The sequence below is a fragment of the Blautia sp. LMAG:36 genome (genome assembly GCF_008680535.1).
Taxonomy (GTDB): Bacteria; Bacillota; Clostridia; order Lachnospirales; family Lachnospiraceae; genus Blautia_A; species Blautia_A fusiformis.
The window spans coordinates 502,652-526,433 of the sequence record NZ_NALB01000003.1; the positions used below are offsets into that span (position 1 = coordinate 502,652).

At 44.6% G+C, this 23,782-nt stretch carries 21 protein-coding genes; 17 read left to right on the forward strand and 4 right to left on the reverse strand.

Annotation, left to right across the window (positions count from 1 at the left end; genetic code table 11):
• Positions 1-6 precede the first annotated feature (6 nt).
• On the forward strand, positions 7-555 hold the full coding sequence (locus CCC17_RS02555) for a hypothetical protein (protein ID WP_015527045.1): 549 nt from the start codon (positions 7-9) through the stop codon (positions 553-555).
• Between the two features lie 519 nt (positions 556-1,074).
• On the forward strand, positions 1,075-3,063 hold the full coding sequence (gene uvrB / locus CCC17_RS02560; protein WP_287082454.1) for an excinuclease ABC subunit UvrB: 1,989 nt from the start codon (positions 1,075-1,077) through the stop codon (positions 3,061-3,063).
• Between the two features lie 86 nt (positions 3,064-3,149).
• On the opposite strand, the gene CCC17_RS02565 is transcribed toward uvrB, so the two are convergent.
• The 3 genes from CCC17_RS02565 to CCC17_RS02575 all read right to left on the reverse strand — a co-directional run bounded on the left by CCC17_RS02565 (position 3,150) and on the right by CCC17_RS02575 (position 6,933).
• Positions 3,150-3,419 carry a hypothetical protein gene (locus CCC17_RS02565; protein ID WP_287082456.1) on the reverse strand — a complete coding sequence of 90 codons (270 nt, stop codon included), beginning with the start codon at positions 3,417-3,419 and terminating at the stop codon, positions 3,150-3,152.
• A gap of 117 nt (positions 3,420-3,536) precedes the next feature.
• A complete protein-coding gene (locus tag CCC17_RS02570; protein ID WP_021652321.1) occupies positions 3,537-5,132 on the reverse strand; it encodes a response regulator in 1,596 nt (531 codons plus the stop codon).
• The gene (locus tag CCC17_RS02575; RefSeq protein ID WP_059085385.1) at positions 5,107-6,933 is read right to left on the reverse strand and encodes a sensor histidine kinase; all 1,827 of its coding nucleotides are present in this window, start codon (positions 6,931-6,933) and stop codon (positions 5,107-5,109) included. The genes CCC17_RS02570 and CCC17_RS02575 overlap by 26 nt, the downstream gene beginning before the upstream one ends.
• 245 nt (positions 6,934-7,178) lie before the next feature.
• Here CCC17_RS02575 and CCC17_RS02580 point away from each other — a divergent pair, with 245 nt between their 5' ends.
• The 14 genes from CCC17_RS02580 (at position 7,179) to thiI (ending at position 21,911) form a co-directional block, all read left to right on the forward strand.
• Positions 7,179-8,414, forward strand: a complete 1,236-nt coding sequence (locus tag CCC17_RS02580) for an ABC transporter substrate-binding protein (protein ID WP_287082457.1) — start codon at positions 7,179-7,181, stop codon at positions 8,412-8,414.
• A gap of 78 nt (positions 8,415-8,492) precedes the next feature.
• Positions 8,493-9,371 (forward strand): carbohydrate ABC transporter permease, encoded by an 879-nt coding sequence (locus CCC17_RS02585; RefSeq protein ID WP_044961978.1) that lies wholly within the window; start codon positions 8,493-8,495, stop codon positions 9,369-9,371.
• Between the two features lie 11 nt (positions 9,372-9,382).
• Entirely contained in the window at positions 9,383-10,237 is an 855-nt protein-coding gene (locus CCC17_RS02590) for a carbohydrate ABC transporter permease (protein ID WP_021652326.1), read from the forward strand.
• A 41-nt stretch (positions 10,238-10,278) separates the two neighbouring features.
• Positions 10,279-11,388 (forward strand): glycoside hydrolase family 172 protein, encoded by a 1,110-nt coding sequence (locus CCC17_RS02595; RefSeq protein WP_021652327.1) that lies wholly within the window; start codon positions 10,279-10,281, stop codon positions 11,386-11,388.
• Positions 11,389-11,403: 15 nt separating this feature from the next.
• Entirely contained in the window at positions 11,404-12,090 is a 687-nt protein-coding gene (locus CCC17_RS02600; protein ID WP_287082458.1) for an ABC transporter substrate-binding protein, read from the forward strand.
• Positions 11,997-12,656 (forward strand): ABC transporter substrate-binding protein, encoded by a 660-nt coding sequence (locus CCC17_RS02605; RefSeq protein ID WP_330577286.1) that lies wholly within the window; start codon positions 11,997-11,999, stop codon positions 12,654-12,656. The genes CCC17_RS02600 and CCC17_RS02605 overlap by 94 nt, the downstream gene beginning before the upstream one ends.
• A 175-nt stretch (positions 12,657-12,831) precedes the next feature.
• Positions 12,832-13,875 (forward strand): heat-inducible transcriptional repressor HrcA, encoded by a 1,044-nt coding sequence (gene hrcA / locus CCC17_RS02610; protein ID WP_015527075.1) that lies wholly within the window; start codon positions 12,832-12,834, stop codon positions 13,873-13,875.
• An 18-nt stretch (positions 13,876-13,893) separates the two neighbouring features.
• A complete protein-coding gene (gene grpE / locus CCC17_RS02615; RefSeq protein WP_021976671.1) occupies positions 13,894-14,529 on the forward strand; it encodes a nucleotide exchange factor GrpE in 636 nt (211 codons plus the stop codon).
• A gap of 53 nt (positions 14,530-14,582) precedes the next feature.
• Complete coding sequence (gene dnaK, locus CCC17_RS02620; protein ID WP_270614351.1) at positions 14,583-16,475, forward strand: molecular chaperone DnaK; 1,893 nt, start codon at positions 14,583-14,585, stop codon at positions 16,473-16,475.
• A 21-nt stretch (positions 16,476-16,496) separates the two neighbouring features.
• The gene (gene dnaJ / locus CCC17_RS02625) at positions 16,497-17,687 is read left to right on the forward strand and encodes a molecular chaperone DnaJ (protein ID WP_021652330.1); all 1,191 of its coding nucleotides are present in this window, start codon (positions 16,497-16,499) and stop codon (positions 17,685-17,687) included.
• 158 nt (positions 17,688-17,845) lie between these two features.
• Positions 17,846-18,799, forward strand: coding sequence for a 50S ribosomal protein L11 methyltransferase (gene prmA, locus CCC17_RS02630; RefSeq protein WP_195274178.1), 954 nt, complete (start codon positions 17,846-17,848; stop codon positions 18,797-18,799).
• 4 nt (positions 18,800-18,803) lie between these two features.
• On the forward strand, positions 18,804-19,547 hold the full coding sequence (locus tag CCC17_RS02635; RefSeq protein ID WP_092071274.1) for a 16S rRNA (uracil(1498)-N(3))-methyltransferase: 744 nt from the start codon (positions 18,804-18,806) through the stop codon (positions 19,545-19,547).
• 3 nt (positions 19,548-19,550) lie between these two features.
• Positions 19,551-20,705 (forward strand): cysteine desulfurase family protein, encoded by a 1,155-nt coding sequence (locus CCC17_RS02640; protein WP_287082459.1) that lies wholly within the window; start codon positions 19,551-19,553, stop codon positions 20,703-20,705.
• 24 nt (positions 20,706-20,729) lie between these two features.
• On the forward strand, positions 20,730-21,911 hold the full coding sequence (gene thiI, locus CCC17_RS02645; protein ID WP_015527083.1) for a tRNA uracil 4-sulfurtransferase ThiI: 1,182 nt from the start codon (positions 20,730-20,732) through the stop codon (positions 21,909-21,911).
• Positions 21,912-22,076: 165 nt separating this feature from the next.
• Here thiI and CCC17_RS02650 read toward each other — a convergent pair whose 3' ends face one another.
• Positions 22,077-22,313 (reverse strand): HPr family phosphocarrier protein, encoded by a 237-nt coding sequence (locus CCC17_RS02650; protein ID WP_015527084.1) that lies wholly within the window; start codon positions 22,311-22,313, stop codon positions 22,077-22,079.
• A 133-nt stretch (positions 22,314-22,446) separates the two neighbouring features.
• Here CCC17_RS02650 and mtaB point away from each other — a divergent pair, with 133 nt between their 5' ends.
• Positions 22,447-23,775, forward strand: coding sequence for a tRNA (N(6)-L-threonylcarbamoyladenosine(37)-C(2))-methylthiotransferase MtaB (mtaB, locus tag CCC17_RS02655; RefSeq protein ID WP_287082461.1), 1,329 nt, complete (start codon positions 22,447-22,449; stop codon positions 23,773-23,775).
• Positions 23,776-23,782: the final 7 nt, after the last annotated feature.

Sequence of the window (23,782 nt, forward strand, 5' to 3'; positions counted from 1 at the left end):
AAGTATATGATGAAACTTGATAATTTTGTAGGAATGATGACAGGACATTTTGATAATAAGGATCAATTTAATAAGATGCAGGCAGAAGGGAAAACATATCCATATGCGGAACATGTAAATACAATCTGTAATGACAAAATAAATAACCTTCCTGAAGATTTCAAAGGAAAATTTGTTGTTGAAGAGAGTTATTATGAAATTAATGGAAAACGTCATGCATCTCCACATCTTTTCCTTATCACGGAAATAGAACAGGGAATTTTACTTTCTTCTTATAAAATTCCAAAAGGAGAAGATAAAAATACATTTTCATATGATTCTATGAAGAATGTTGATTACTCTAAACTAGAAAAATCTGAAAAATTTAATCCGGCACTTTATCATGAAAAGGACGGAATCTGGGAGGGAGGCAGCACAAGCCAGTTCTCTCCGGTAATGACATTCAAACTTTGGGAAAAGTTTTCCAACAATTTTCTGGAAGTATCGGAAAGCATGGAAGTTAATGGAAAGAGAACTTTTGGATATGATGAACCAATAATTTATAAGCGTGTATAATCAAAGATCTGCATATTGGGATGAACTTCAGTTTGTAGAGGACTCGATGAATTTGCGTAATATTGGGCGTTACATGAATGTTAATTTAAGAAAATAATATGGTAAGCAAAAGCGGGATAACTTTTCAAATATAAAAATAAGCGATATTATAAAAATTCTTTTTCAATTAAAAATAAGAAATAATTATCTGCCGTACGACGGCAAAAGAAAAAAGTACAAATAAGAATCGAACATTTGTACTTTTTTTCTTGAGTTAATCTATATACTTTCAAAAATTTATTTGATATAATAGGGACTGTTACAAGAACAAACAGTAAAAATATGACAGGACCGGAGGTTAGTATTTTCAGGTATTTCCGAGTGCTGTTTTATCCGCAAATATTAGTTTTGTGACTTTTATTCGTAACGAGGTGAGAAACACATCTATTCACTATAAAAATGAGCTTTTCGTTACGAATCTGGGTACGAATTTTTAGCTGATAATGATCATAGTAAAAGTCACAAATGGAGGGATTTACCATGAATGAGTTCAAATTAAAAGCCCCATACAAGCCAACCGGCGATCAGCCCCAGGCCATCGAGAAATTGGTCGAGGGATTTAAAGAAGGCAACCAGTTCGAGACTTTGCTTGGTGTTACTGGCTCCGGTAAGACTTTCACAATGGCGAATGTCATTGCCCAGTTAAATAAACCAACTCTGGTACTTGCTCACAATAAAACACTGGCGGCCCAGCTTTACGGCGAGATGAAAGAATTTTTTCCTGAGAACGCAGTGGAATATTTTGTCTCCTACTACGACTACTACCAGCCGGAGGCTTACGTTCCGTCCACAGACACCTACATCGCCAAGGATGCATCCACCAACGACGAGATCGATAAACTCCGCCTTTCTGCCACAGCGGCCTTATGTGAGCGGAAAGACGTGATCGTAGTTTCATCGGTATCCTGTATTTATGGCCTGGGTGCGCCGCAGGAATTTTTTGATATGATGATCTCACTTCGGCCGGGGATGGAGAAGGATCGTGACGAGGTTATCAAACAGCTGATCGATATCCAGTATACAAGAAATGAGATGGATTTCCACCGAGGAACATTCCGGGTGCGTGGCGATGTGCTGGAGATCTTTCCGGCTAACTCTACAGACCGGGCGGTGCGCGTGGAATTTTTTGGAGATGAGATCGAGCGGATCACAGATATCGATGTGCTTACCGGCGAAATCAAAAGTGTGGAAAGCCATGCGGCCATTTTCCCGGCGTCCCATTATGTTGTGCCTCAGGAGCAGATCCGCCGTGCTGCGGATGCCATCCTGGAAGAGATGAAACAGCAGGTGGAATATTTCAAAAGTGAGGACAAACTGATCGAAGCCCAGCGGATTGCCGAGCGTACCAACTTTGATGTGGAGATGATGAAGGAAACCGGATTCTGTTCCGGAATTGAGAACTATTCCAGACATCTTACCGGGCTTGCACCAGGGCAGCCACCGTATACACTGATGGATTACTTCGGAGATGATTTTTTACTTATTATAGATGAGTCCCATAAGACAGTTCCCCAGGTTGGCGGTATGTATGCCGGTGATCAGAGCCGTAAACAGATACTGGTGGATTACGGCTTCCGACTTCCATCTGCCAAGGATAACCGTCCATTGAGCTTTGATGAATTCGAGAACAAGCTTGACCAGGTAATGTTTGTATCTGCGACACCGGGAGAATATGAATATGACCATGAGCTTCTCCGCGCAGAGCAGATCATCCGTCCTACAGGGCTTCTTGATCCGAAGGTGGAGGTGCGTCCGATCGAAGGACAGATCGATGATCTTGTAGCAGAAGTAAATAAGGAAATTGAAAAGAAAAATAAAGTCCTGATCACGACTCTGACCAAACGTATGGCAGAGGACCTTACCGATTATATGAAGGATCTGGGAATCCGTGTCCGATACCTTCATTCAGACATTGACACTCTGGAACGTGCGGAAATCATCCGCGATATGCGCCTGGATGTGTTTGATGTGCTGGTCGGGATCAACCTTCTGCGAGAAGGACTGGATATTCCGGAGATCACGCTGGTAGCGATCCTGGATGCAGATAAAGAGGGCTTCCTCCGTTCGGAAACATCCCTGGTACAGACCATCGGCCGTGCAGCACGAAACAGCGAAGGCCATGTGATCATGTATGCAGATAATATGACAGAATCCATGGAAAAAGCAATCTCGGAGACAGAAAGAAGGAGAGCGATACAGGAGGCTTACAACAGGGAGCATGGCATCACTCCGACCACGATCAAGAAGGCGGTCCGTGATCTGATCGCTGTTTCGAAGAAGGTGGCAGAGACAGAAGTGAAGCTTAAAAAGGATCCGGAATCCATGAACCGAAAAGAACTGACGAAGGTAATCGCTCAGGTAGAGAAGCAGATGCGTGCTGCGGCAGCAGACCTGAATTTCGAGCAGGCTGCTGAGCTGAGAGACAAGATGCTCGAATTAAAAAAGAATTTGGAAGAATTAACGGAATAGGCTGCGAAGCAGTTGACAGTACAACACCCCTGGCTGTAATAGCCAGGGGTGTTGTCGGGTATGCTCGATCTGTTTTTGGGAAAAGCTTATTTTGTAGTTGAAAAGCCCAGGGAGCGCAGGGTGATGCCGGAGCCCTTGAGAAGATCAGCCCAATATGGAACAGCCATATCCAGAGTGTCGTTGGCAAGCTCGGAAGCATCTTTTTGTGTCAGGATCTGCTTTAGCCTGGAAGAACTGATCCTGGGAGCGGCCTCTGTAACACAGACTGTGCCAGGCAGAATTGCCGATTCTGCCGGAAGAATGGCCAGTACAAAGACTGTTATCAGAGATATCAGGATTTTTTTCCATTTTTTCATAGCGATCCCTCCTTCGAAAAAATATGATGGTTCTCTTTATTGATTGATTATAAGTAAAATTCCGGAGAAGGGCACTGGCATTTGTGCCAGTAACTTTGTTATAAAGAAGAGAAGAAGTTATGTATGCTGTTCCCGATAGGCGGAAGGTGTGATCCCCATTTTCTTTTTGAAGCTGGTGCTGAAATAATATTGATTGGCATAACCACATTTCAGGCTGATCTCCTTCAGACTCATAGTAGTCGTAGTCAGGTAACGGGCGGCTGCGGAAATTCGCTGAGATGTGATAAAGTCACTGAGACTGATTCCCTGATTTTTTTTGAAAAGAGCACTTAAATAAGCAGGGCTTACATTGGCAGAGGCAGCAATATCATTGAGGCAGAGCGTATTGTCAGTGTAGTGTTCGTTGATATAGGAAATCACCAGTTCACAGAGCTTCTGGTGATAATCATTCATGGAGGAATCAAGCTTCCGACATAAAAGATGGCACAGATCCTTCAGCCATTGACATAGCTCTTCCGTATTATGAAACTCATTTATGTGGTTGTAAACATACAAAATTTTAGCTTCAAGGTCATGCGTATCCAGATTTAATTCATAGAAAAATTTCAGGATCCGGCCAAGAAGAGAATAAATCTGTATGAAAGCGAAATTCTTTGTGCGAAATTTCTGAGTGAGCCAGTCGGAAAAATTCTGAAACCAGAGATCTATGGCAGCGGTATCCTTTTTGCAGAGAAGCCGGATCAGTTCATCCTCCTTTGTATCTGAAAAATCTGCAACAGACAGATCGGAACCCAGAGCCTCTCTTCCGTCAAAGATATTCTGATGCGGGAAAAAGAATCTGTATTCCAGTGCATGTACGGCGCTTTTATAAGAATGGTTCAGGTTCCAAAAATCCTGGACAATTGTTCCAATACCTGCGTTGAGAGAAAGTCCCAGTGGCTGGCAGGCATCTGCGATTGAGGAAATAAGTCCGCTGGTAAGCTGGCGGAAGCTGTTGGACTGACAGCCGCTGTGTCCCAGAATGCACAGATAGCCATCCATATCCGGGAGAAGATACACAAAATCAAGAGAAGCGGTTTCCTCAGTTATCAGATCCTGAAGGTTGAAAAGCTCCATCTGAAACTTTTCAATCCCGTAAACAGCTTTTAGATCCGGAGCATTTTCAAGCTCCAGAATAACAACTGTATAAAAATCATAATTCAGCTCCAGGTTCAGATACTTAAGATAAGGCTTCAGTCGGTAGGCTGCTTCAGAAGACGGAAGGTGTGTGATCTCGCGGAAAAATTTTTCCGTAAGAAGAGGCCTGCTTTGTTTCAGAAGCTGGAGATTTTTCTGTTCCTTTTCCATCAGTGCAAAAGCGTTTTTTACCTTCTGGATAAGATAGGCATAATCCAGAGGCTTTTCGATATAATCCAGAGCACCGAGGAGCAGAGCGCGTCTTGCATATTCAAATTTATCATAGGCACTGATCAGGATGATCTTCACCATAGGATTGATCTCAAGAGCTTGACGGCTCATGGAAATGCCGTCAAGATCAGGCATTTCAATGTCAGAAATGATCAGATCTGCCGGTTCTTTTTTCATGGCTTCGATAGCAGAGGTTCCATTGTAGCAGACATGGATGATCTCTGCATTCAGTGTTTCCCAGTCTATGTTTTTTTCGATACCTTCTGCAGATAAGTAATTATCATCTACGATCATTATTTTTTTCATCGATATCTTCCTCCATCTGTTCGAATTCAATGGTGACGTATGTGCCGTTTCCGGGGTTGCTGCGGATCCTTACGGAACCGTTTCCGTATAATGGGTTGGAAATACGGGAACTTACGTTGGAAATTCCAAAATGCTTCTCATAATCAATAACATTATGCTCAATAGCATGGCGCAGCTGTGCAAGGGTTTCGGAGTCCATGCCGGCACCGTTGTCCTCAATGGAGATCACAACCGTATCATCGCCATAAAGAACATGGATCGAAATGAAAACAGCTGGTGTGCCCGAAGAAATCCCGTGCAGAATGGAATTTTCGAGAAATGGCTGAAGTGTAAACTTGCAGATCAGGAAATTTTCGATTCCATCTTCTGCTTCGATCTCCCAGTCCAGATTATCTTTATGACAGAGCTTTTCCATTTCCAGATAAAGCCGGGCAATTTCCAATTCATCTTTAATAGGAATAAGTTCCTTTGATTTACGCAGGGTAAGACGGTAAAAGGCAGTCAGATTTGCAATCATCTGATCAGCAATGTCAAGCTTTCCAAGGGACTGGCAGGTACGGATCGATCCCAGGATATTGTAAAGAAAATGCGGATTGATCTGTGACTGGAGCAGCTGGTATTTCAGACGTTCTTCGTTTACGGAAAGATTTACAATGGACTTCAGGTTTCCGGCTATTGTGTGCTGCATATCTTCAAAGGTGATGCCCAGTCTGTCAATCTCATCATACCTGGAAGGATCATCCGGGTGGGGAACAGTAACGATAGATAGATGTTCCGGGTCATATCCCAGCTGAAAGGCTTCCATTGCATAGGAAAGTGCAGTGATCTTCCGGGTAAGATTTTCGGAAAACAGGATAACGATGATAACAGTAAGGAGCAAGAAAATAAGGACAGTGATCAGTAAGGCACGGATCAGGATGTGCGTGTTGCCCTGAATATAGCTTTCCGGGATTTCGGTAACATGAAGCCAGCCATTGCTTAAGGTGCAGCAGTTATAATATTTGTCGCCGCTGTGAAAAGAAGAATCTGCATTTCCTTTGAGTTTCTGAAACTGTGCTTTGGAAATTCCGGATAAATTCAGTGAGGATGTATTTTTTGCTGCAATCTCTCCGTGATCTGTGAGAATGTAGCTGTATATGCGGGAATCCAAAGCAGCAGGCTGCAGATAAGTGGTAAGCTCTGAGGTGTCCAGAGCAATGCCGTAGGCGTATTCCAGAATACCGGTGGCCTGATTTTTCAGTGCCCGGACGCAGAGGATCACATCGGCAGATGATTTTTTTGTGGACAGTATTTTAGGCAGAGGCATATTGGAAACCGGTATCCAGACAGAGGAAAAGCCTGAACCGGAAACAATATTTTTATCCAGACCATATGCAGAAAGCTCATCTGTGGAAAAGAAGTACAGGCTTTCTTTTGAACCGAGCTGATCGGGCTGCAGAAAAACATATATATGGAAGAAATCGAATGTGGATTTATACAGCGAAATATTGTTTTTTACAGTGGTGAATTTTTTCAGTGCATCTACCTTATTAGAGGAAGGCTGATTTAGGGAGTACATTTGAAACTGTATGGTATCTGCTACATTTTCAACCTGACCGAGGCGGTCGTTCAGCTGAGAGACCAGCTGCTTGTCAGTCATTACGGCAGAATCGATGATACGATCTCTGGCAATGTTATAGGAAATGTGATAGCTGATGAAGGTCAGGGAAATCAGAGGTACCATAGTTGCGATCAGAAATGCGAGCAGGAGCTTATAGCGAAATGAGGAAAAAATGGGTGGGATACATTTGTGGAATTTCATAGTACATATTCTCCTTTATGTCAAAAACAAATTAATGAAACCGAATTCAGCTGTGAAAAAAGCCGTTACAAATATAGATTATATAAAAGGATTATAAAAAATTAACAACAAAAATACAAGAGAACGAAAAATAATATAAATAAATCATAAAATATTGTATTTAGAATGAGGGGGCTCTCTGGTATCCTTAAACCATCAAAAACAGGTGTGGACAAACACGAAAATGTCCAGAAAGGAAGAAAGATATGAAGAAAAAAGTAATGAGTGCAGTTTTGGCAGCAGCGATGGTTGTGGGTATGGCAGGTAACGTGGTTACTGTTTCCGCAAAGGAAAAATATGATCTTACCTTATACAGCATCGACACCACAGACCCGGATTTTGAGGACTGGCTTGCAAATGTGGAAGATGCCACGGGCCTGAACATTAATGTAATTGCGGCACCTACAGATACAGATACCCGTCAGCAGAAGATCACCACAATGCTTTCCACAGGAGATGCTTCCGTGGATGTCATTCAGATCAACGATGAGATGAGTGCGGCATTTAAAAATTCCGGATGGCTGGAAGGACTGAATGATACAGTAATGACAGATGATATCGCTGATCAGTTTGCCCAGGGATATGTAAAGAATATGATCACAGATAAGGACGGAAACATTATCGGTGTTCCAGGCTATACAGGATATTTTGCATTCTGGGTAAATCAGGAGATCATGGATGAGGTCGGAATCAAATCCATTGATACAAAAGAGGATTTCATGAAGTATATGAAGGCTGTTTCCAAGGACGGAAGATTCGGCTACGGCGGTTCCTGGGAGAAAACCTATGCATTTAACGAGCTTGCACAGTTTGTAAACATGTTCGGCGGCGATTATTTTGACTGGACCAAAGAGGAAAACAAGGAAGCAGTTCAGTTCCTCCACGATCTGGTTGCTGATAAAGAAACATCCATCGAGCAGATCGCTGATAAATATGAGCAGATGAATCCGAAGATCAATGACGGAAAATACGGATGCTGGTTCATGTGGGGCCTTGGAACAGATTATGCAAAGGCAGATATGCTTGGCGCAGATAAGATCCACATGGAAATGGTACCGGATTTCAGCGGCAAGGGAGAGCGTGCGATCTTTACAGATTCCTGGAGCTATGTTCTCAACAAAGCATCCAAGAATAAAGATGCAGCTGTGAAATTCCTCCAGTATATGGCTGATGAAGGCGGAATGGAAGCTTCCTATAAAGCATTTGACAGATATCCTGCAAGAAAGGATGTTGCAGAGAAGGTAGTTCCGGATTCTGACCCGGCAAAAGAAATGTACAGCAGATATGCAAATGAATGCAATGTACAGGGACGTCCGATGGTGGCACAGACAATGGAATTTATCAGCGATATGGGAACAATCTTCCAGTCCTGTATGAAAGACGAGATTACAGTTGATGAGTTCTGCAAGAAGGCTCAGGATGTGGTAGATATGTATAAGTAAAAGATATAAAAAAACAGCAATGTAAAGCAGAGGTAAAAGTCTGCTTTACATTGCTTGATGAACAGGGAGGAAAGTTCCATGACAATAAGCAAAAAAAATATGAAGTGGATACCATGGCTTTTGATCCTGCCGGTTGTACTGATTCGAGGTTTTACAACAGTATATCCCATTCTGATGACTGTGAAAAACAGCTTCTTTAATATCAGTATCCTTGCAGGTATCAATGAATTTATAGGCTTCAAGAATTACCTGAAGGTATTTTCTGATCCTAAAGTGCTCACATCGATCAGCTTTACGGCAATATTTGTGGTTGCTTCCATGATCTTTCATGTGATCCTCGGAGTTATCCTGGCACTGATCCTGAATATGAAATTCAAAGGCCGCCGTTTTCTGAGGACCATCGTGCTGATCCCGTGGGCTATGCCTGCAGTAGTAGCCGGTATGGCTGCAAAATGGGCATTTAACAATGATTATGGTCTGATCAATGATTTTATCCGCTGGTTTGTACCGGGTTACCAGAACAGCTGGCTGATCAATACAGGTACTGCAAGAGCAGCGGTAATTGCAATGGACCTGTGGAAGGACCTTCCGTTCTTTGCAATTCTTGTACTTTCCGGACTTCAGTTTATTTCCGGCGATATCTATGAGGCAGCAAAGGTAGACGGTGCAAACGGGATCCAGAGCTTTTTCCGGATCACACTTCCGCTGATCGCAAAAAATGTCCTGACTTTATGTATTCCGTTCACACTCTGGAGACTGACAACCTTCGATCTGGTTTATTCCATGACATCTGGAGGCCCTGGAGAGGATACTGCGCTGATCGCATACAGAATCACAACAGAAGCATTTACAAATCTAAACGTAGGATATGCTTCGGCGCTGGCTATGCTGCTGTTTGTTGTAATGGCGATCTTCAGCTGGCTGAATATACGTGTTATGAATAAGTTTGACAGTTAGGGGGAATTATCGTGAAGAATACAGGAAAATATAATGTTTATCATGGAGTGGTAGCCGTTGGAAGATGGGTTCTGTTTGCAGTTGTGGCTTTTCTGATCCTGTTCCCGGTTTACTGGATCTTTATTTCTTCGATCACACCGTCAGGAGAACTGTTTAAAACACCGATCGATTATCTTCCGGATCATCCCACACTGGAAAGCTATAAATTTCTGATACAGAATGTAGGACTGCTTTCAAAGATCGGAAATACAGTTCTGATCGTAGGCATTACACTTGTGATCAGTACCGTGCTGTGTGCAATGGCTGCCTATGGCTTCTCAAGATTTAACTCAAAGGGAGTTTCTGTTGCATTTGCGTTTGTTCTGGCTACCATGCTGATCCCTGAGGTTGTCACAGCCCGCCCGCTGTATGAGTTTATGCAGAAGGTAAAGCTGTATGATACATATCCGGGACTTATCCTTCTTTATATCAGTACCGTTATACCGTTTACGGTTCTGATCCTCAGAAACTTTGTCGGTGAGATCCCGATCTCACTGGAGGAGGCAGCTGCTATTGACGGCGCATCTTTTTCACAGAGACTGTTTACGATCGTTCTGCCGCTGATGAAGCCGGCAATCGCTACGGTTTGCATTATCAACTTTATTACCTGTCTGAATAACTTTTTCACACCGTTGTTTTATTCAAATGGTATTCAGGTACTTTCTGTTTCCATCGTACAGCTTCCGTTACGTGACAACATGTATGGAGTTCCGTGGGATCTGGTCAGCGCCATGGGATGGATCATCCTTCTTCCGATCATTATCTTTGTAGCTGTTTTTGAGAAACAGATCATGGATGGTATCATGGCAGGTGGAGTAAAAGCGTAAATATAATATTTTTAATTTCCAAAAGAGAGGAGAAAACAGATATGTATCAGGCATTTACAGGCGGACTGGGAGGGATCGCACTTGCAAAGCATGGAAAAAGCCGTGCGATCAACGCAGAAAATCCTCATGGAGAAAAAGGCAGAGGCGGTATGGCTGCAAGTCATCTGGGACCGTCCAGAAAAGGAAGCCCGTGTCTCAGGGATATTGAGCCGGGAACTGTGGTAACTCTGGCAGAAATGGAAGGACCGGGACAGATCAATCATATCTGGATCACCGTTGATAACAAGACTACAGAGGCAGATTGCTTTGTACTGAGAGATCTTGTAATCCGTATGTACTGGGATGACGAGGAAACTCCTTCCGTGGAAAGTCCTCTGGGTGATTTCTTCTGCTGCGGATTCGGAAGGGAATGTTTTGTAAATTCTGTTCCGGTGGCTGTTGTTCCAAACAGGGGCTTTAACTGCTATTTCCCGATGCCGTTTAAGAAGAAAGCAAAGATCACACTGGAAAACCAGCATGCAAATAAAATCCCGGCTTTCTTTTATCAGGTAGATTACTGTCTCTATGATGAGCTTCCGGACGATATTGCTTATTTCCATGCGCAGTGGAGAAGGGAACGGTTGACAGAAAAAACAAAAGATTATACAATTTTGGATGGAGTAAAAGGAAAAGGCCATTATATAGGAACCTACATGGCACTTACCACACTGGAACGTTACTGGTGGGGCGAGGGAGAAATGAAGTTTTATATTGACGGAGATGAGGAGTATCCGACCATCTGTGGAACAGGAACGGAAGATTACTTTGGTGGTTCCTGGAGCTTTGCCAAACAGGTGGATGGAAAAACCGTGGAACAGAATTATAACACGCCGTATCTGGGATATCCGTATTATTCTGCCCATGACGAGCTGATCCACAATTTTTATCATAATGATGACTGCCCGCCAATGAGAGGCTTTTACAGATGGCATTTACAGGATCCAATCTGCTTTGAAGAGGATCTTCGCGTTACGATTCAGCAGATAGGCGTCGGATACCGTGGCCTGTTTGAACGACAGGATGATGTGGCAAGTGTAGCGTACTGGTATCAGACACTTCCTCATGCACCGTTCCAGCCGTTGATGTCAAAAGAGGATAGATGGCCCAGATAAAAAGGGTGGTAGAGATTGAAAAAACAGGTATTTTGCGGGGTATTTGCCCTGGCTCTGGCAGTGACAGGATGTGGAGTCCAGAAGAAGGAGGCTGCATCTGATATTGTGCCGGAGAACAGACAGGAACTGACGATCCTTCATGTGGATGCAGGCACAGAAGGCTTTGATTCTTTTATCAGCCAGGCGGAAAAAGATCTTGGAATAAAGATCCATATTGAAAAATGTCCGGCCAATGCGGACAATCGCCAGGCCAAAATAGCAACTCTTCTGACATCAGGAGATGATTCTGTTGATCTGATCACAGTAAATGATGAGATGATATCCGAATTTAAACATAAGGGATTTCTTCTTCCGTTGGAAGATACGGTTATGACAGAGGAGACAGCGGCGAATTTTCTGCAGGAATACCTGAAAGAAATATGCATGTCAGACGGACATATTTTTTCGGTACCGTTCAGGATGGATATCATGGCATTCTGGGTGAACCAGGAATGCTGGATCAGGCTGGTCTGGACAGACTCTCCTGTCTCAGTGATCTTGAGATCCTTCAGAAAAAGCTTCAGAATACGGGAAAATATGCATATGGGGATGCATGGGAGATTTCTTACATATATAATAGTATCAGCGAGTATGTCGATTTTTTCGGAGGAGATTATACAGACTGGACGGATCCGAAAACAAGAGAAGCGGCAGAATATATGAAGCGAATGCTGGATACAGGGATGATATCAGAGGAGAATCTGATCGACCAGCATGACCAGCTGAATGAAAAATTTATAAACGGCCAGTATGGATGTATGTTTATGTATACCGGTGTGTTGAGTACTTTTCAGAATGCAGGCGTGTATAGAAAAGATAAGATCCATATGGCACCATTTCCGGAATTTGACGAGAAGGTGACCAATATCGCAACCTGGCAGTATGTACTGAATAAAAATTCTGATCATAAAGAAGCAGCTCTGAAGTTCCTTCAGTATGTGTCCGGATATGAGGCCAGTAAAAATTACGGACAGCTGACAAAAATGTGTCCGGCAAGACTGGATGTGATCGAGGATAAGAATTTTGATTTGGATGGCATTGAAATGATCCGGCAATATCTGAAAGATTATAAGCTGAAGGCAAGACCACTGTGTGCCGATTCCATAGAAGCTGTTTCGGCTATGGGTACGGAATTTCAGAAATATGTGCTGGGACAGAAAACAGAAGCGGAATTTTTTGCCGGGGCACAGAACTGCATAGACCAGTATTACAAAAAAGCATCGTACTGATGCTTTTTTTGTTTTGAAAAAATAAGAACTTTTTTTCAAAACATATTGACAAATATTTTACATGGTGATATCTTAAAGACTGTAGATGTTAGCACTCCACTAAAATGAGTGCTAACAGATATAAAAAAAGAATCAACATCCGTCAGGAAGAATAAAAAGGAAAGGAGATGGCTTCATGGAAGAGGTGTTGAATGAGCGCAAGCAAAAAATCTTAAAAGCAATCATCAAGACCTATATGGAGACCGGAGAACCGGTTGGTTCCAGGACCATTTCCAAGTATGCGGATCTCAATGTAAGTTCCGCAACGATCCGAAATGAAATGTCAGACCTGACAGATATGGGCTATATCGTCCAGCCTCATACCTCAGCAGGAAGGATTCCTTCAGATAAAGGCTACAGACTTTACGTCAATGAGCTGATGAAGGAGAAGGAAGCAGAGGTTGCAGAGCTGCGAGATCTGATCATTGAGAAGACAGATAAGATGGATAAGGTGCTTAAGAAGGTTGCGAAGGTTCTTGCTTCCAATACCAACTATGCTACCATGGTTTCCGTTCCGCAGTACAGCGGCAACAAGATCAAGTTCATCCAGCTGTCGAGAATGAGCGAGCTTCAGCTTGTGGCAGTGGTTGTCAGTGACAACAACACAGTCCGGAACCAGATCATCAATCTGGATGAGGAAATGGACGACCAGACGATCCTGAAACTGAATCTTCTTCTTAACACCAATCTCAATGGGATCCCGATCCAGGATATCAACCTTGGGATGATCGCCAGACTGAAGGAACAGGCAGGCAGCCACAGCGGTGTGGTGGCAACGGTTCTGGATGCAGTGGCAGCCACCATTCATGTGGAAGAGGAAGATATGGAGATCTATACTTCAGGTGCAACTAACATCTTCAAGTATCCGGAGCTTGCCGATAAAGAGAAGGCAACGGAGCTGATCTCCGCATTTGAGGAGAAGCATGAACTTGCCGATCTTGTAAAAGAACAGATGTCAGATGGAGAGAATACAGGAATCCAGGTTTACATCGGTGATGAGATGCCGATCCAGACCATGAAGGACTGTAGCATTGTAACTGCCAGATATGAACTGGGAGACGGAATGTATGGAACCATCGGTATCATCGGTCCCAAACGAATGGATTATGAGAATGTAGTGGACAGTCTGAAGGAACTGAAGAATCATCTGGATGACGTTTTGAAAAAGAAGAAAACTTAGAAAGGCGGTAGAAAAAAAGTGTCGGAGGAAACAAAGAAAACATCCGAAGAGCAGGAAGCGGAGAAGGAAATCCCCGTAACTGACGGAGATCAGGAAGAAGAAAACCTGACACCGGAGGGAGAAGATCTGCCGGAGGAAGAAAACAATACTCCAGGCGAAGAAGCTGCCTCAGAGGATAAAAAAGAAGAAAAATCAAAAACTTCCTTCTTTGGAAAGAAGAAAAAAGATAAATCTGAGCAGAAGGTGGAGGAACTTACCGATCGCCTGAAGCGTACCATGGCTGAATTTGATAATTTCCGTAAAAGAACGGAAAAAGAAAAATCCAGCATGTACATCATCGGAGCGAAAGAGATCGTTGAAAAGATCCTGCCGGTTGTGGATAACTTCGAAAGAGGTCTTGCACAGGCACAGGAAGGCGATGCTTTTGCAGATGGAATGAAAATGATCTACAAGCAGCTTACCACAACACTGGATGACCTCGGTGTGAAACCGATCGAAGCAGTGGGAAAGGAATTCAACCCGGATTTCCATAATGCAGTGATGCATGTGGAGGATGAAGAGGTTGGAGAGAACATCGTGGTGGAAGAATTCCAGAAGGGTTACACCTACAAGGATTTCGTAGTACGCCACAGTATGGTAAAGGTTGCGAACTAACTGACAACAAACTTTATTTTAACAGATACAGACTAAAACAGGAGGAAAAAATCATGGGAAAGATTATTGGTATTGACTTAGGTACAACAAACAGCTGTGTAGCCGTAATGGAAGGTGGACAGCCGACAGTTATCGCAAATACAGAAGGCGCAAGAACAACACCATCCGTTGTAGCATTCACAAAAACAGGAGAGCGTCTGGTAGGTGAGCCTGCAAAACGTCAGGCAGTTACAAATGCAGACAGAACGATCTCCTCTATCAAAAGAGAGATGGGTACCGATTACCGTGTAACCATCGATGACAAGAAATATTCTCCACAGGAGATCTCAGCAATGATCCTTCAGAAACTGAAAAAGGATGCAGAGGCATATCTTGGTGAGAAAGTAACAGAGGCAGTTATCACAGTTCCGGCTTACTTCAACGATGCTCAGCGTCAGGCTACCAAAGATGCAGGTAAGATCGCAGGTCTTGATGTAAAACGTATCATCAACGAGCCTACAGCAGCAGCTCTTGCATATGGCCTTGACAATGAGAAAGAGCAGAAGATCATGGTATACGACCTTGGTGGTGGTACATTCGATGTATCCGTGATCGAGATCGGTGATGGCGTTATCGAGGTTCTTTCCACAGCTGGTAATAACCGTCTTGGTGGAGATGACTTTGATAAGAAAGTTACAGATTACATGCTTGCTGAGTTCAAGAGAACAGAGGGCGTAGACTTAAGCAACGACAAGATGGCTCTTCAGAGACTGAAAGAGGCAGCTGAGAAAGCTAAGAAAGAGCTTTCTTCCGCAACAACAACAAACATCAACCTTCCGTTCATCACAGCAACTGCTGAGGGACCGAAGCATTTCGATATGAACCTTACAAGAGCTAAATTTGATGAGCTGACACATGATCTTGTAGAGATGACAGCAGAGCCGGTTCGCCGTGCACTGTCTGATGCAGGTATCACAGCTTCTGAGCTTGGCCAGGTACTTCTGGTTGGTGGTTCTTCCCGTATCCCGGCTGTACAGGATAAGGTAAGACAGTTAACTGGCAAAGAGCCAAGCAAGAACCTGAACCCGGATGAGTGTGTTGCACTTGGTGCTTCCGTACAGGGTGGTAAACTTGCAGGTGATGCAGGTGCCGGTGATATCCTTCTTCTGGATGTTACTCCGCTGTCTCTGTCCATTGAGACAATGGGTGGTATCGCAACTCGTCTGATCGAGAGAAATACTACAATTCCTACAAAGAAGAGCCAGATCTTCTCCACAGCAGCAGACAACCAGACAGCTGTAGATATCAACGTTGTACAGGGTGAGCGTCAGTTCGCAAAGGATAACAAATCCCTCGGCCAGTTCCGTCTGGATGGAATCCCGCCAGCACGTCGTGGTGTTCCGCAGATCGAGGTAACATTTGACATCGATGCCAACGGTATCGTTAATGTATCTGCTAAGGATCTTGGAACAGGTAAGGAGCAGCACATCACGATCACAGCTGGTTCTAACATGTCCGATTCCGATATCGACAAAGCTGTCAAAGAAGCAGCTGAGTTCGAGGCTCAGGATAAGAAACGTAAAGAGGCGATCGACACAAGAAACAATGCAGACTCCATGGTATTCCAGGTTGAGAATGCACTGAAAGAAGCTGGCGACAAGCTTGACGCAAACGATAAAGCAAGTGTTGAGGCTGACCTCAATGCACTGAAGGATCTTCTTGCACAGACAGCAAATGCACAGGAGCTTACTGATTCTCAGGTTGCAGACATCAAAGCTGCACAGGAGAAGATGATGGAGAGCGCTCAGAAGCTGTTCTCCAAGATGTATGAGCAGACTCAGGGAGCTCAGGGTCAGGCTGGTCCTGGACCGGATATGGGCAACATGGGCGGAAACTCTGGTGCTCAGGGCGGAAATGAAGCAGGATACGGCGATGATGTTGTAGATGCTGATTACAAGGAAGTCTAAGACAAGTAGGAAATAATTACAATGGCTGATAAAAGAGATTATTATGAAGTCTTAGGTGTGGATAAAAACGCCGACGACGCAACATTAAAAAAAGCATATCGTAAGCTGGCCAAGAAATATCACCCGGATGTAAATCCGGGTGATAAAGAGGCTGAGGCGAAGTTCAAAGAGGCGACAGAGGCTTACTCCGTTTTAAGTGATGCCGACAAGAGAAGACAGTATGATCAGTTTGGTCATGCAGCATTCGAAAACGGCGGCGGAGGCGGTGCCGGCGGCTTTGGTGGATTCGACTTCAACGGTGCGGATATGGGAGACATCTTCGGAGATATCTTCGGAGACCTGTTCGGCGGCGGAGGCAGAACCAGACGGGCCAACAATGGACCGATGAAGGGTGCCAACCTTCGTGCACGTGTGAACATTACTTTTGAGGAAGCGGTTTTCGGATGCGAGAAAGAGCTGGAGATCGTTCTGAAGGATGAGTGTACCACATGTCACGGAACCGGAGCGAAACCTGGAACATCACCGGTCACATGTCCGAAATGTAAAGGCCAGGGTCAGATCGTTTACACCCAGCAGTCCATGTTTGGTATGGTACGTAATGTTCAGACCTGTCCGGACTGTAATGGAACCGGTAAGGTGATCAAGGATAAATGCAGCGCCTGCCGTGGAACCGGATATACCTCTTCCAGAAAGAAGATCCAGGTATCTGTACCGGCCGGTATCGACAATGGTCAGTGCATCCGTATCCGTGAAAAAGGTGAGCCGGGAACCAACGGCGGTCCGAGAGGAGATCTGCTGGTTGAGGTAAATGTAGCCCGTCATCCGATCTTCCAGAGACAGGATATGAATATCTTTTCAACAGCTCCGATCACATTTGCACAGGCTGCACTCGGCGGTGAGATGCGTATTAATACCGTTGACGGTGAGGTTTCCTATGAGGTGAAACCGGGAACACAGACGGATACAAGAATCCGCCTGAAGGGCAAAGGTGTTCCGTCATTACGTAACAAGAATGTTCGTGGTGATCACTATGTAACCCTGGTAGTCCAGACTCCGACAAATCTCAATGAGGAAGCAAAGAAAGCTCTGGAAGCTTTTGATGCGGCATGTGGAAACCGTCCGTCAGAGGACAGCACATCCGAGACTTCCGAAAAAACCGAAAAGAAGAAAAAAGGTTTCCGTGAGAAAGTTAAGGAAATGTTTGAGGAATAAATAAAGTGAAAACAGGAAAGAGGCACAAAATGCCTCTTTCTTTTTTTTCTGTATTCGTGTATATTAAAAGAAGTGCCCGTTTTCGGGACAATAGAAAACAGGCGACAGACTGGAATGAAAATCCGTAAATGTGTATACAGCATAAGGAGATATAAAAGATGAAATGGAACCGTTTTACACTTAAGACAAAAACAGAGGCAGAGGATATTGTGATCTGTACACTTGCCGAGGTGGGAATTGAAGGTGTGGAAATCCAGGATAAACAGCCGCTGACCGATGAGGACAAGGCACAGATGTTTGTGGATATCATGCCGGAAGGACCAGCAGATGACGGGATCGCATATCTGAACTTCTATCTGGAAGAGGATGCGGATACCGAGGCAATCCTGAAAGATGTGAAGGCTGCACTGGAGGATCTGAGAAGCTTTGTGGATATCGGAGAGGCAACCATCACAGAATCCCAGACAGAGGACAAGGACTGGATCAATAACTGGAAACAGTACTTCCATCAGTTCTATGTAGACGACATTCTGATCGTACCGTCCTGGGAAGAAGTGAAGGCAGAAGATAAGGACAAGATGATCCTCCACATTGATCCGGGAACTGCCTTTGGTACAGGAATGCATGAGACCACACAGCTTGTGATCCGTCAGCTGAAGAAATTTGTGAAGCCGGGAATGGAGATCCTTGATGTGGGAACCGGAAGTGGAATCCTGGGGATCGTTGCACTGAAGCTTGGTGCAGGCCATGTGGTTGGTACAGACCTTGATCCCTGTGCAGTTCCGGCAGTGGCTGAGAACAAGGAGGCCAACCAGATCGAGGAGAAATCCTTTGACATGATGATCGGAAACATCATCGATGACAAAGAAGTTCAGGAACAGGTCGGATATGAGAAATATGATATCGTAACTGCAAATATCCTAGCAGATGTTCTGGTACCGCTGACTCCGGTGATTGTTGCACAGATGAAAAAAGGCGCTTACTACATTACATCAGGCATCTTGGATGTAAAGGAGGATGTCGTAGTGAAGGCTGTAAAAGACGCCGGTCTGACGCTTGTTGAGGTGACTCATCAGGGCGAGTGGGTATCTGTGACAGCAAGAAAGGACTGATCTCATGCAGCGATTTTTTGTGGAACCTCATCAGATCGACAGGGACAGACATGAGATCCGTATCACAGGAAATGATGTCAATCATATTGTCAATGTACTCCGCATGAAAAAAGACGAGGAGCTCTGGATCAGCGATAAGGAAAAAGAATATCACTGTGTGATCGAAAACGCGGGGGAGGATGAAGTCCTGCTTCATATCCTCTATGTACAGGAGCCGGATTATGAGCTGCAGAACCGTATTTATCTTTTTCAGGGACTGCCGAAGGCTGATAAGATGGAGCTGATCATCCAGAAGGCAGTAGAGCTTGGAGCATATTCTGTTGTTCCTGTTTCAACCAGGCGCTGCGTGGTAAAACTGGATAACAAAAAAGCAGAAAAAAAAGTATCCCGCTGGCAGCAGATCGCAGAAAGTGCGGCAAAACAGTCCAAGCGTATGCTGGTGCCGGAGGTACATTCTGTGATGACCTTTAAAGAAGCCCTTGTCTATGCAAAAGAATTGGACGTTCTATTGATCCCTTATGAGCTTGCAAAGGGAATGAAAGAGACGAAAGAACTGATCCGGTCGATCGAACCGGGAAAAAGCATCGGTGTCTTTATCGGCCCTGAGGGTGGTTTTGAAGAGCAGGAAGTGGCAGATGCCATGGAAGCCGGTGCGAAACCCATCACCCTGGGACACCGGATCTTACGGACAGAAACTGCGGGACTCGCAGTACTTTCTGTTCTGATGTTTCAACTGGAGGATGAATAAACTATGGAAGCATATTTTGACAATTCCGCGACAACGAGATGCTTCGATGAAGTAAAGGATATTGTCTGCAAAACCATGACAGAAGATTTCGGAAATCCTTCTGCCATGCATAAAAAGGGAATGGAAGCGGAGAATTATGTCCGCAGAAGTGCCCAGACCCTTGCAAAATTACTGAAAGTGAATGAAAAAGAGATTCTTTTTACCTCCGGTGGAACAGAATCGGATAACCTTGCTATCATCGGTGGTGTGGAAGCCAATAAGCGAATGGGAAACCATATCATCACAACTGCAGTAGAGCATGCAGCAGTGGCCCAGCCTTTTGCTTATCTGAAGGAACAGGGCTATGAGGTGACCATCCTTCCAGTTGATCATCAGGGCGTTGTAAAGCTGGATGCACTGGAAGCGGCTCTTCGTCCGGATACCATTCTGGTGTCTGTGATGTACGTGAATAATGAGGTGGGAGCCGTGATGCCGGTAGAAGAGATCGGAAAGCTTGTCCATGAAAAAAGTCCGAAAGCACTTTTTCATGTAGATGCCATCCAGGCATTCGGAAAGTATCGTATCTATCCGAAAAAGCTGGGGATCGATCTTCTTTCTGTGAGCAGCCATAAGATCCACGGACCAAAGGGTGTGGGCTTCCTCTACATCAACGAAAAAGTAAGAGTACAGCCACAGATTCTTGGAGGCGGACAGCAGAACGGCATGCGTTCCGGAACGGACAATGTACCGGGAATCGCAGGCCTTGGCGTTGCCGCAGATATGGTATACACAGATTTTGATAAAAAGATACAGCACCTCTATGCTCTGAAGGAGCGGATGGCAGAGGGTCTTTCAAAGCTTGGCGATATCACTGTCAACGGAATGCCGTTAATGGAGGGAGCGCCACACATCATGAGTGTAACCTTCCACGGAGTACGGAGTGAGGTTCTTCTCCATACGCTGGAAGAATTCGGAGTATATATTTCCGCAGGAAGTGCATGCTCCAGTCATAAGAGAAAACCAAGTGCAACACTGACAGCTATAGGCTTGAGCAGAGCCGATGTGGAAAGTACCGTCCGCATCAGCTTCTGTGAGGAAAATACCTTTGAAGAGGTAGATTACTGCCTGGAAGCACTGGGAAAAACAATTCCGATGCTGCGCAGGTATGCACGTCGATAGAGAATACAGAAGAAAGGGATTTTTATGTTAGTACATGCATTTCTGATCAAATATGCGGAAATTGCCCTTAAGGGAAAAAACCGCTATCGTTTTGAAGATGCTCTCGTACATCAGATGGAGATCGCACTCTCCAAGATCGAGGGAGATTTTGAAGTAAAAAAAGAGCAGGGAAGAGTTTATGTATTCTGCCCGGAGAATTATGATTACGATGAGGCTGTAGATGCGCTGCAGCATGTATTCGGTATTGTAGGCATCTGCCCGGTTATGATCTATGAAGAACAGGGCTTTGAGAAGCTTGCCGAAGATGTTGTGGGTTATATGAAGCAGTGGCATCCGGACTTTAACGGAAGCTTCAAGGTCTGGACACGCCGCGCAAAGAAATCCTATCCGATCAGCTCCATGGAAGTCAGCGCTGAGCTTGGCGGACGTATCCTGGATGCGTTCCCGGAGGCAAGTGTAGATGTTCATCATCCGGAGCTGGATCTTTCTGTTGAGATCCGTGACAAGATTTACGTATATTCCCAGACCATTCCGGGCGCAGGCGGAATGCCCATCGGAACAAACGGAAAAGCCATGCTTCTTCTTTCCGGTGGGATCGACAGTCCGGTTGCCGGCTATATGATCGCAAAACGTGGTGTCAAGATCGATGCGGTATATTTCCATGCACCGCCCTACACCAGTGAGCGCGCAAAACAGAAGGTAGTGGATCTTGCCCGCCTGGTAGCCAAATACAGCGGACCGATCCGTCTCCATGTAGTTAACTTTACAGATATACAGCTTTATATTTATGATCAGTGTCCTCATGATGAGCTTACTATTATCATGAGAAGATATATGATGCGTATTGCCGAGCATTTCGCTAAAAAAGACCGTTGTCTCGGACTTATCACAGGTGAGAGCATCGGACAGGTTGCAAGCCAGACCTTACAGAGCCTTGCTTCTACAAATGAGGTCTGCACACTTCCGGTATATCGTCCGGTGATCGGCTTTGATAAAGAGGAGATCGTCCGTATTTCCAGAAAGATCGATACCTTTGAGACTTCTATTCAGCCGTTTGAGGATTGCTGTACCATCTTTGTAGCGAAACATCCTGTAACAAAGCCGAATCTTAAAGTGATCCGCCGTTCTGAGCAGAAGCTTTCTGAGAAAATCGATGAGCTTATGGAAACGGCTCTGAATACCACAGAGATCATTGAAATTCAGTAATCCGTTTTTAGATAAGAAAAAACAAACAGGGAACCTCGCTGCAGAGGTTCCCTGGAATTACCGATATATCAGGAAAAGGGAGTTCATTGAGAACAGAAGGATTCTGAAAGCATGAAAAAAGAGGAACTGTATCCGATACAGTTCCTCTCAAATATACAGTATAGATTAGTCGATTGTATATTTGGAAATAATCTGCATTACGTTATCCAGAGCAGCGCCATCTGCATGGATGTTGAGGTCGATCGGCTTGGAAAGATCCAGGCTGAAGATACCCATGATGGATTTTGCATCGATCACATATCTTCCGGATACTAAATCAAAATCGCAGTCGAATTTGCTGATCTCGTTTACGAATGCTTTCACCTTATCGATGGAATTCAGTGAGATTTTAGCTGTTTTCATTATAATAACCTCCCTTGATAAATTTTTGTTGTTTTACAGCTTTCATCTTACCTGTCAGTACCCAAAAAGTCAAGGTGAAAAGAGATAAAAATTGTTTTAATAATTAGTTAAAGTGTAAAAAAAGTGAGGAAAAATGGGAAATAAAGTTGCATTACACAACCTGGGCTGCAAAGTAAATGCCTATGAGATCGAGGCCATGCAGCAGCTTCTGGAGGAGGCGGGATATGAGATCGTGCCTTTTGAACCGGGAGCGGATATTTATGTGATCAATACCTGCACAGTAACCAATATTGCAGACAGAAAATCAAGACAGATGCTCCACAAAGCAAAAAAAATGAATCCGGAAGCGATCGTGGTGGCAACGGGCTGTTATGTACAGACCGGTGGCGAGAAACTGGAAAAAGACGAAGCCATTGATCTTGTTCTGGGAAATAACCAGAAGATCAATATTGTGGAGGCACTGGCCGAATATGCGGAAAACAAACCGGGCCATGGTTCCCATGTGATCAAGATCAATCAGACAAAAGAGTATGAGGAACTTTCCATTGATCATACAGCAGAACATGTAAGGGCATATATCAAGGTTCAGGACGGATGCAATCAGTTCTGTACGTACTGTATCATTCCCTATGCAAGAGGCCGTGTCAGAAGCCGGAATATTGAAAGTGTGCTGAAGGAGGTCCGTGCACTTGCGGAAAAAGGGTATAAGGAAGTGGTCCTTACAGGAATCCATTTAAGCTCCTATGGAGTGGATTTCCCGGAGGAGAAAAAAGAGACACTGCTTTCTCTGATCCGTGCTGTGCATGAGATCGAAGGAATCAGGCGTATCCGTCTGGGATCGCTGGAACCGGGAATCGTTACAAGAGAATTTGCGGAAGGGATCGCGGCGCTGCCGAAGGTATGCCCGCATTTCCATCTTTCCCTGCAGAGTGGATGTGATGAGACCCTGGAGAGGATGAACCGCAGATACAGAAGAGGGGAATACAGAGAGCGCTGTGAGCTTTTAAGAGAAGTGTATGGAAATCCGGCACTGACAACGGATGTGATCGTAGGCTTTCCGCAGGAATCGGAGGAAGAATTCCGGAAATCCTATGATTTTGTGGACAGCATCCGTTTTTACGAGACTCATATCTTCAAATATTCCAGAAGACAGGGAACAAAGGCGGCTGCCATGGACGGACAGCTGACAGAGGCGGAGAAATCCTTCCGCAGTGAGAAGATGATCGAGCTGCATCATCGTCATGCAGGGGATTATGAGAAATCCATGCTTGGCAAAAACCTGGAGGTACTGATCGAGGAAGAGTATACAAAGGATGGACGGACCTGGTATCTGGGACACAGCCGGGAGTATATAAAAACTGCTGTACCGAAATCGGAAGCTTATGGCGTAAATGATATCGTAATCGTAAAGGCAGAAGGCTTTCTTGAAGAGCATATCATGACCGGTGAAGCCGTGGAGTGAAGAACGG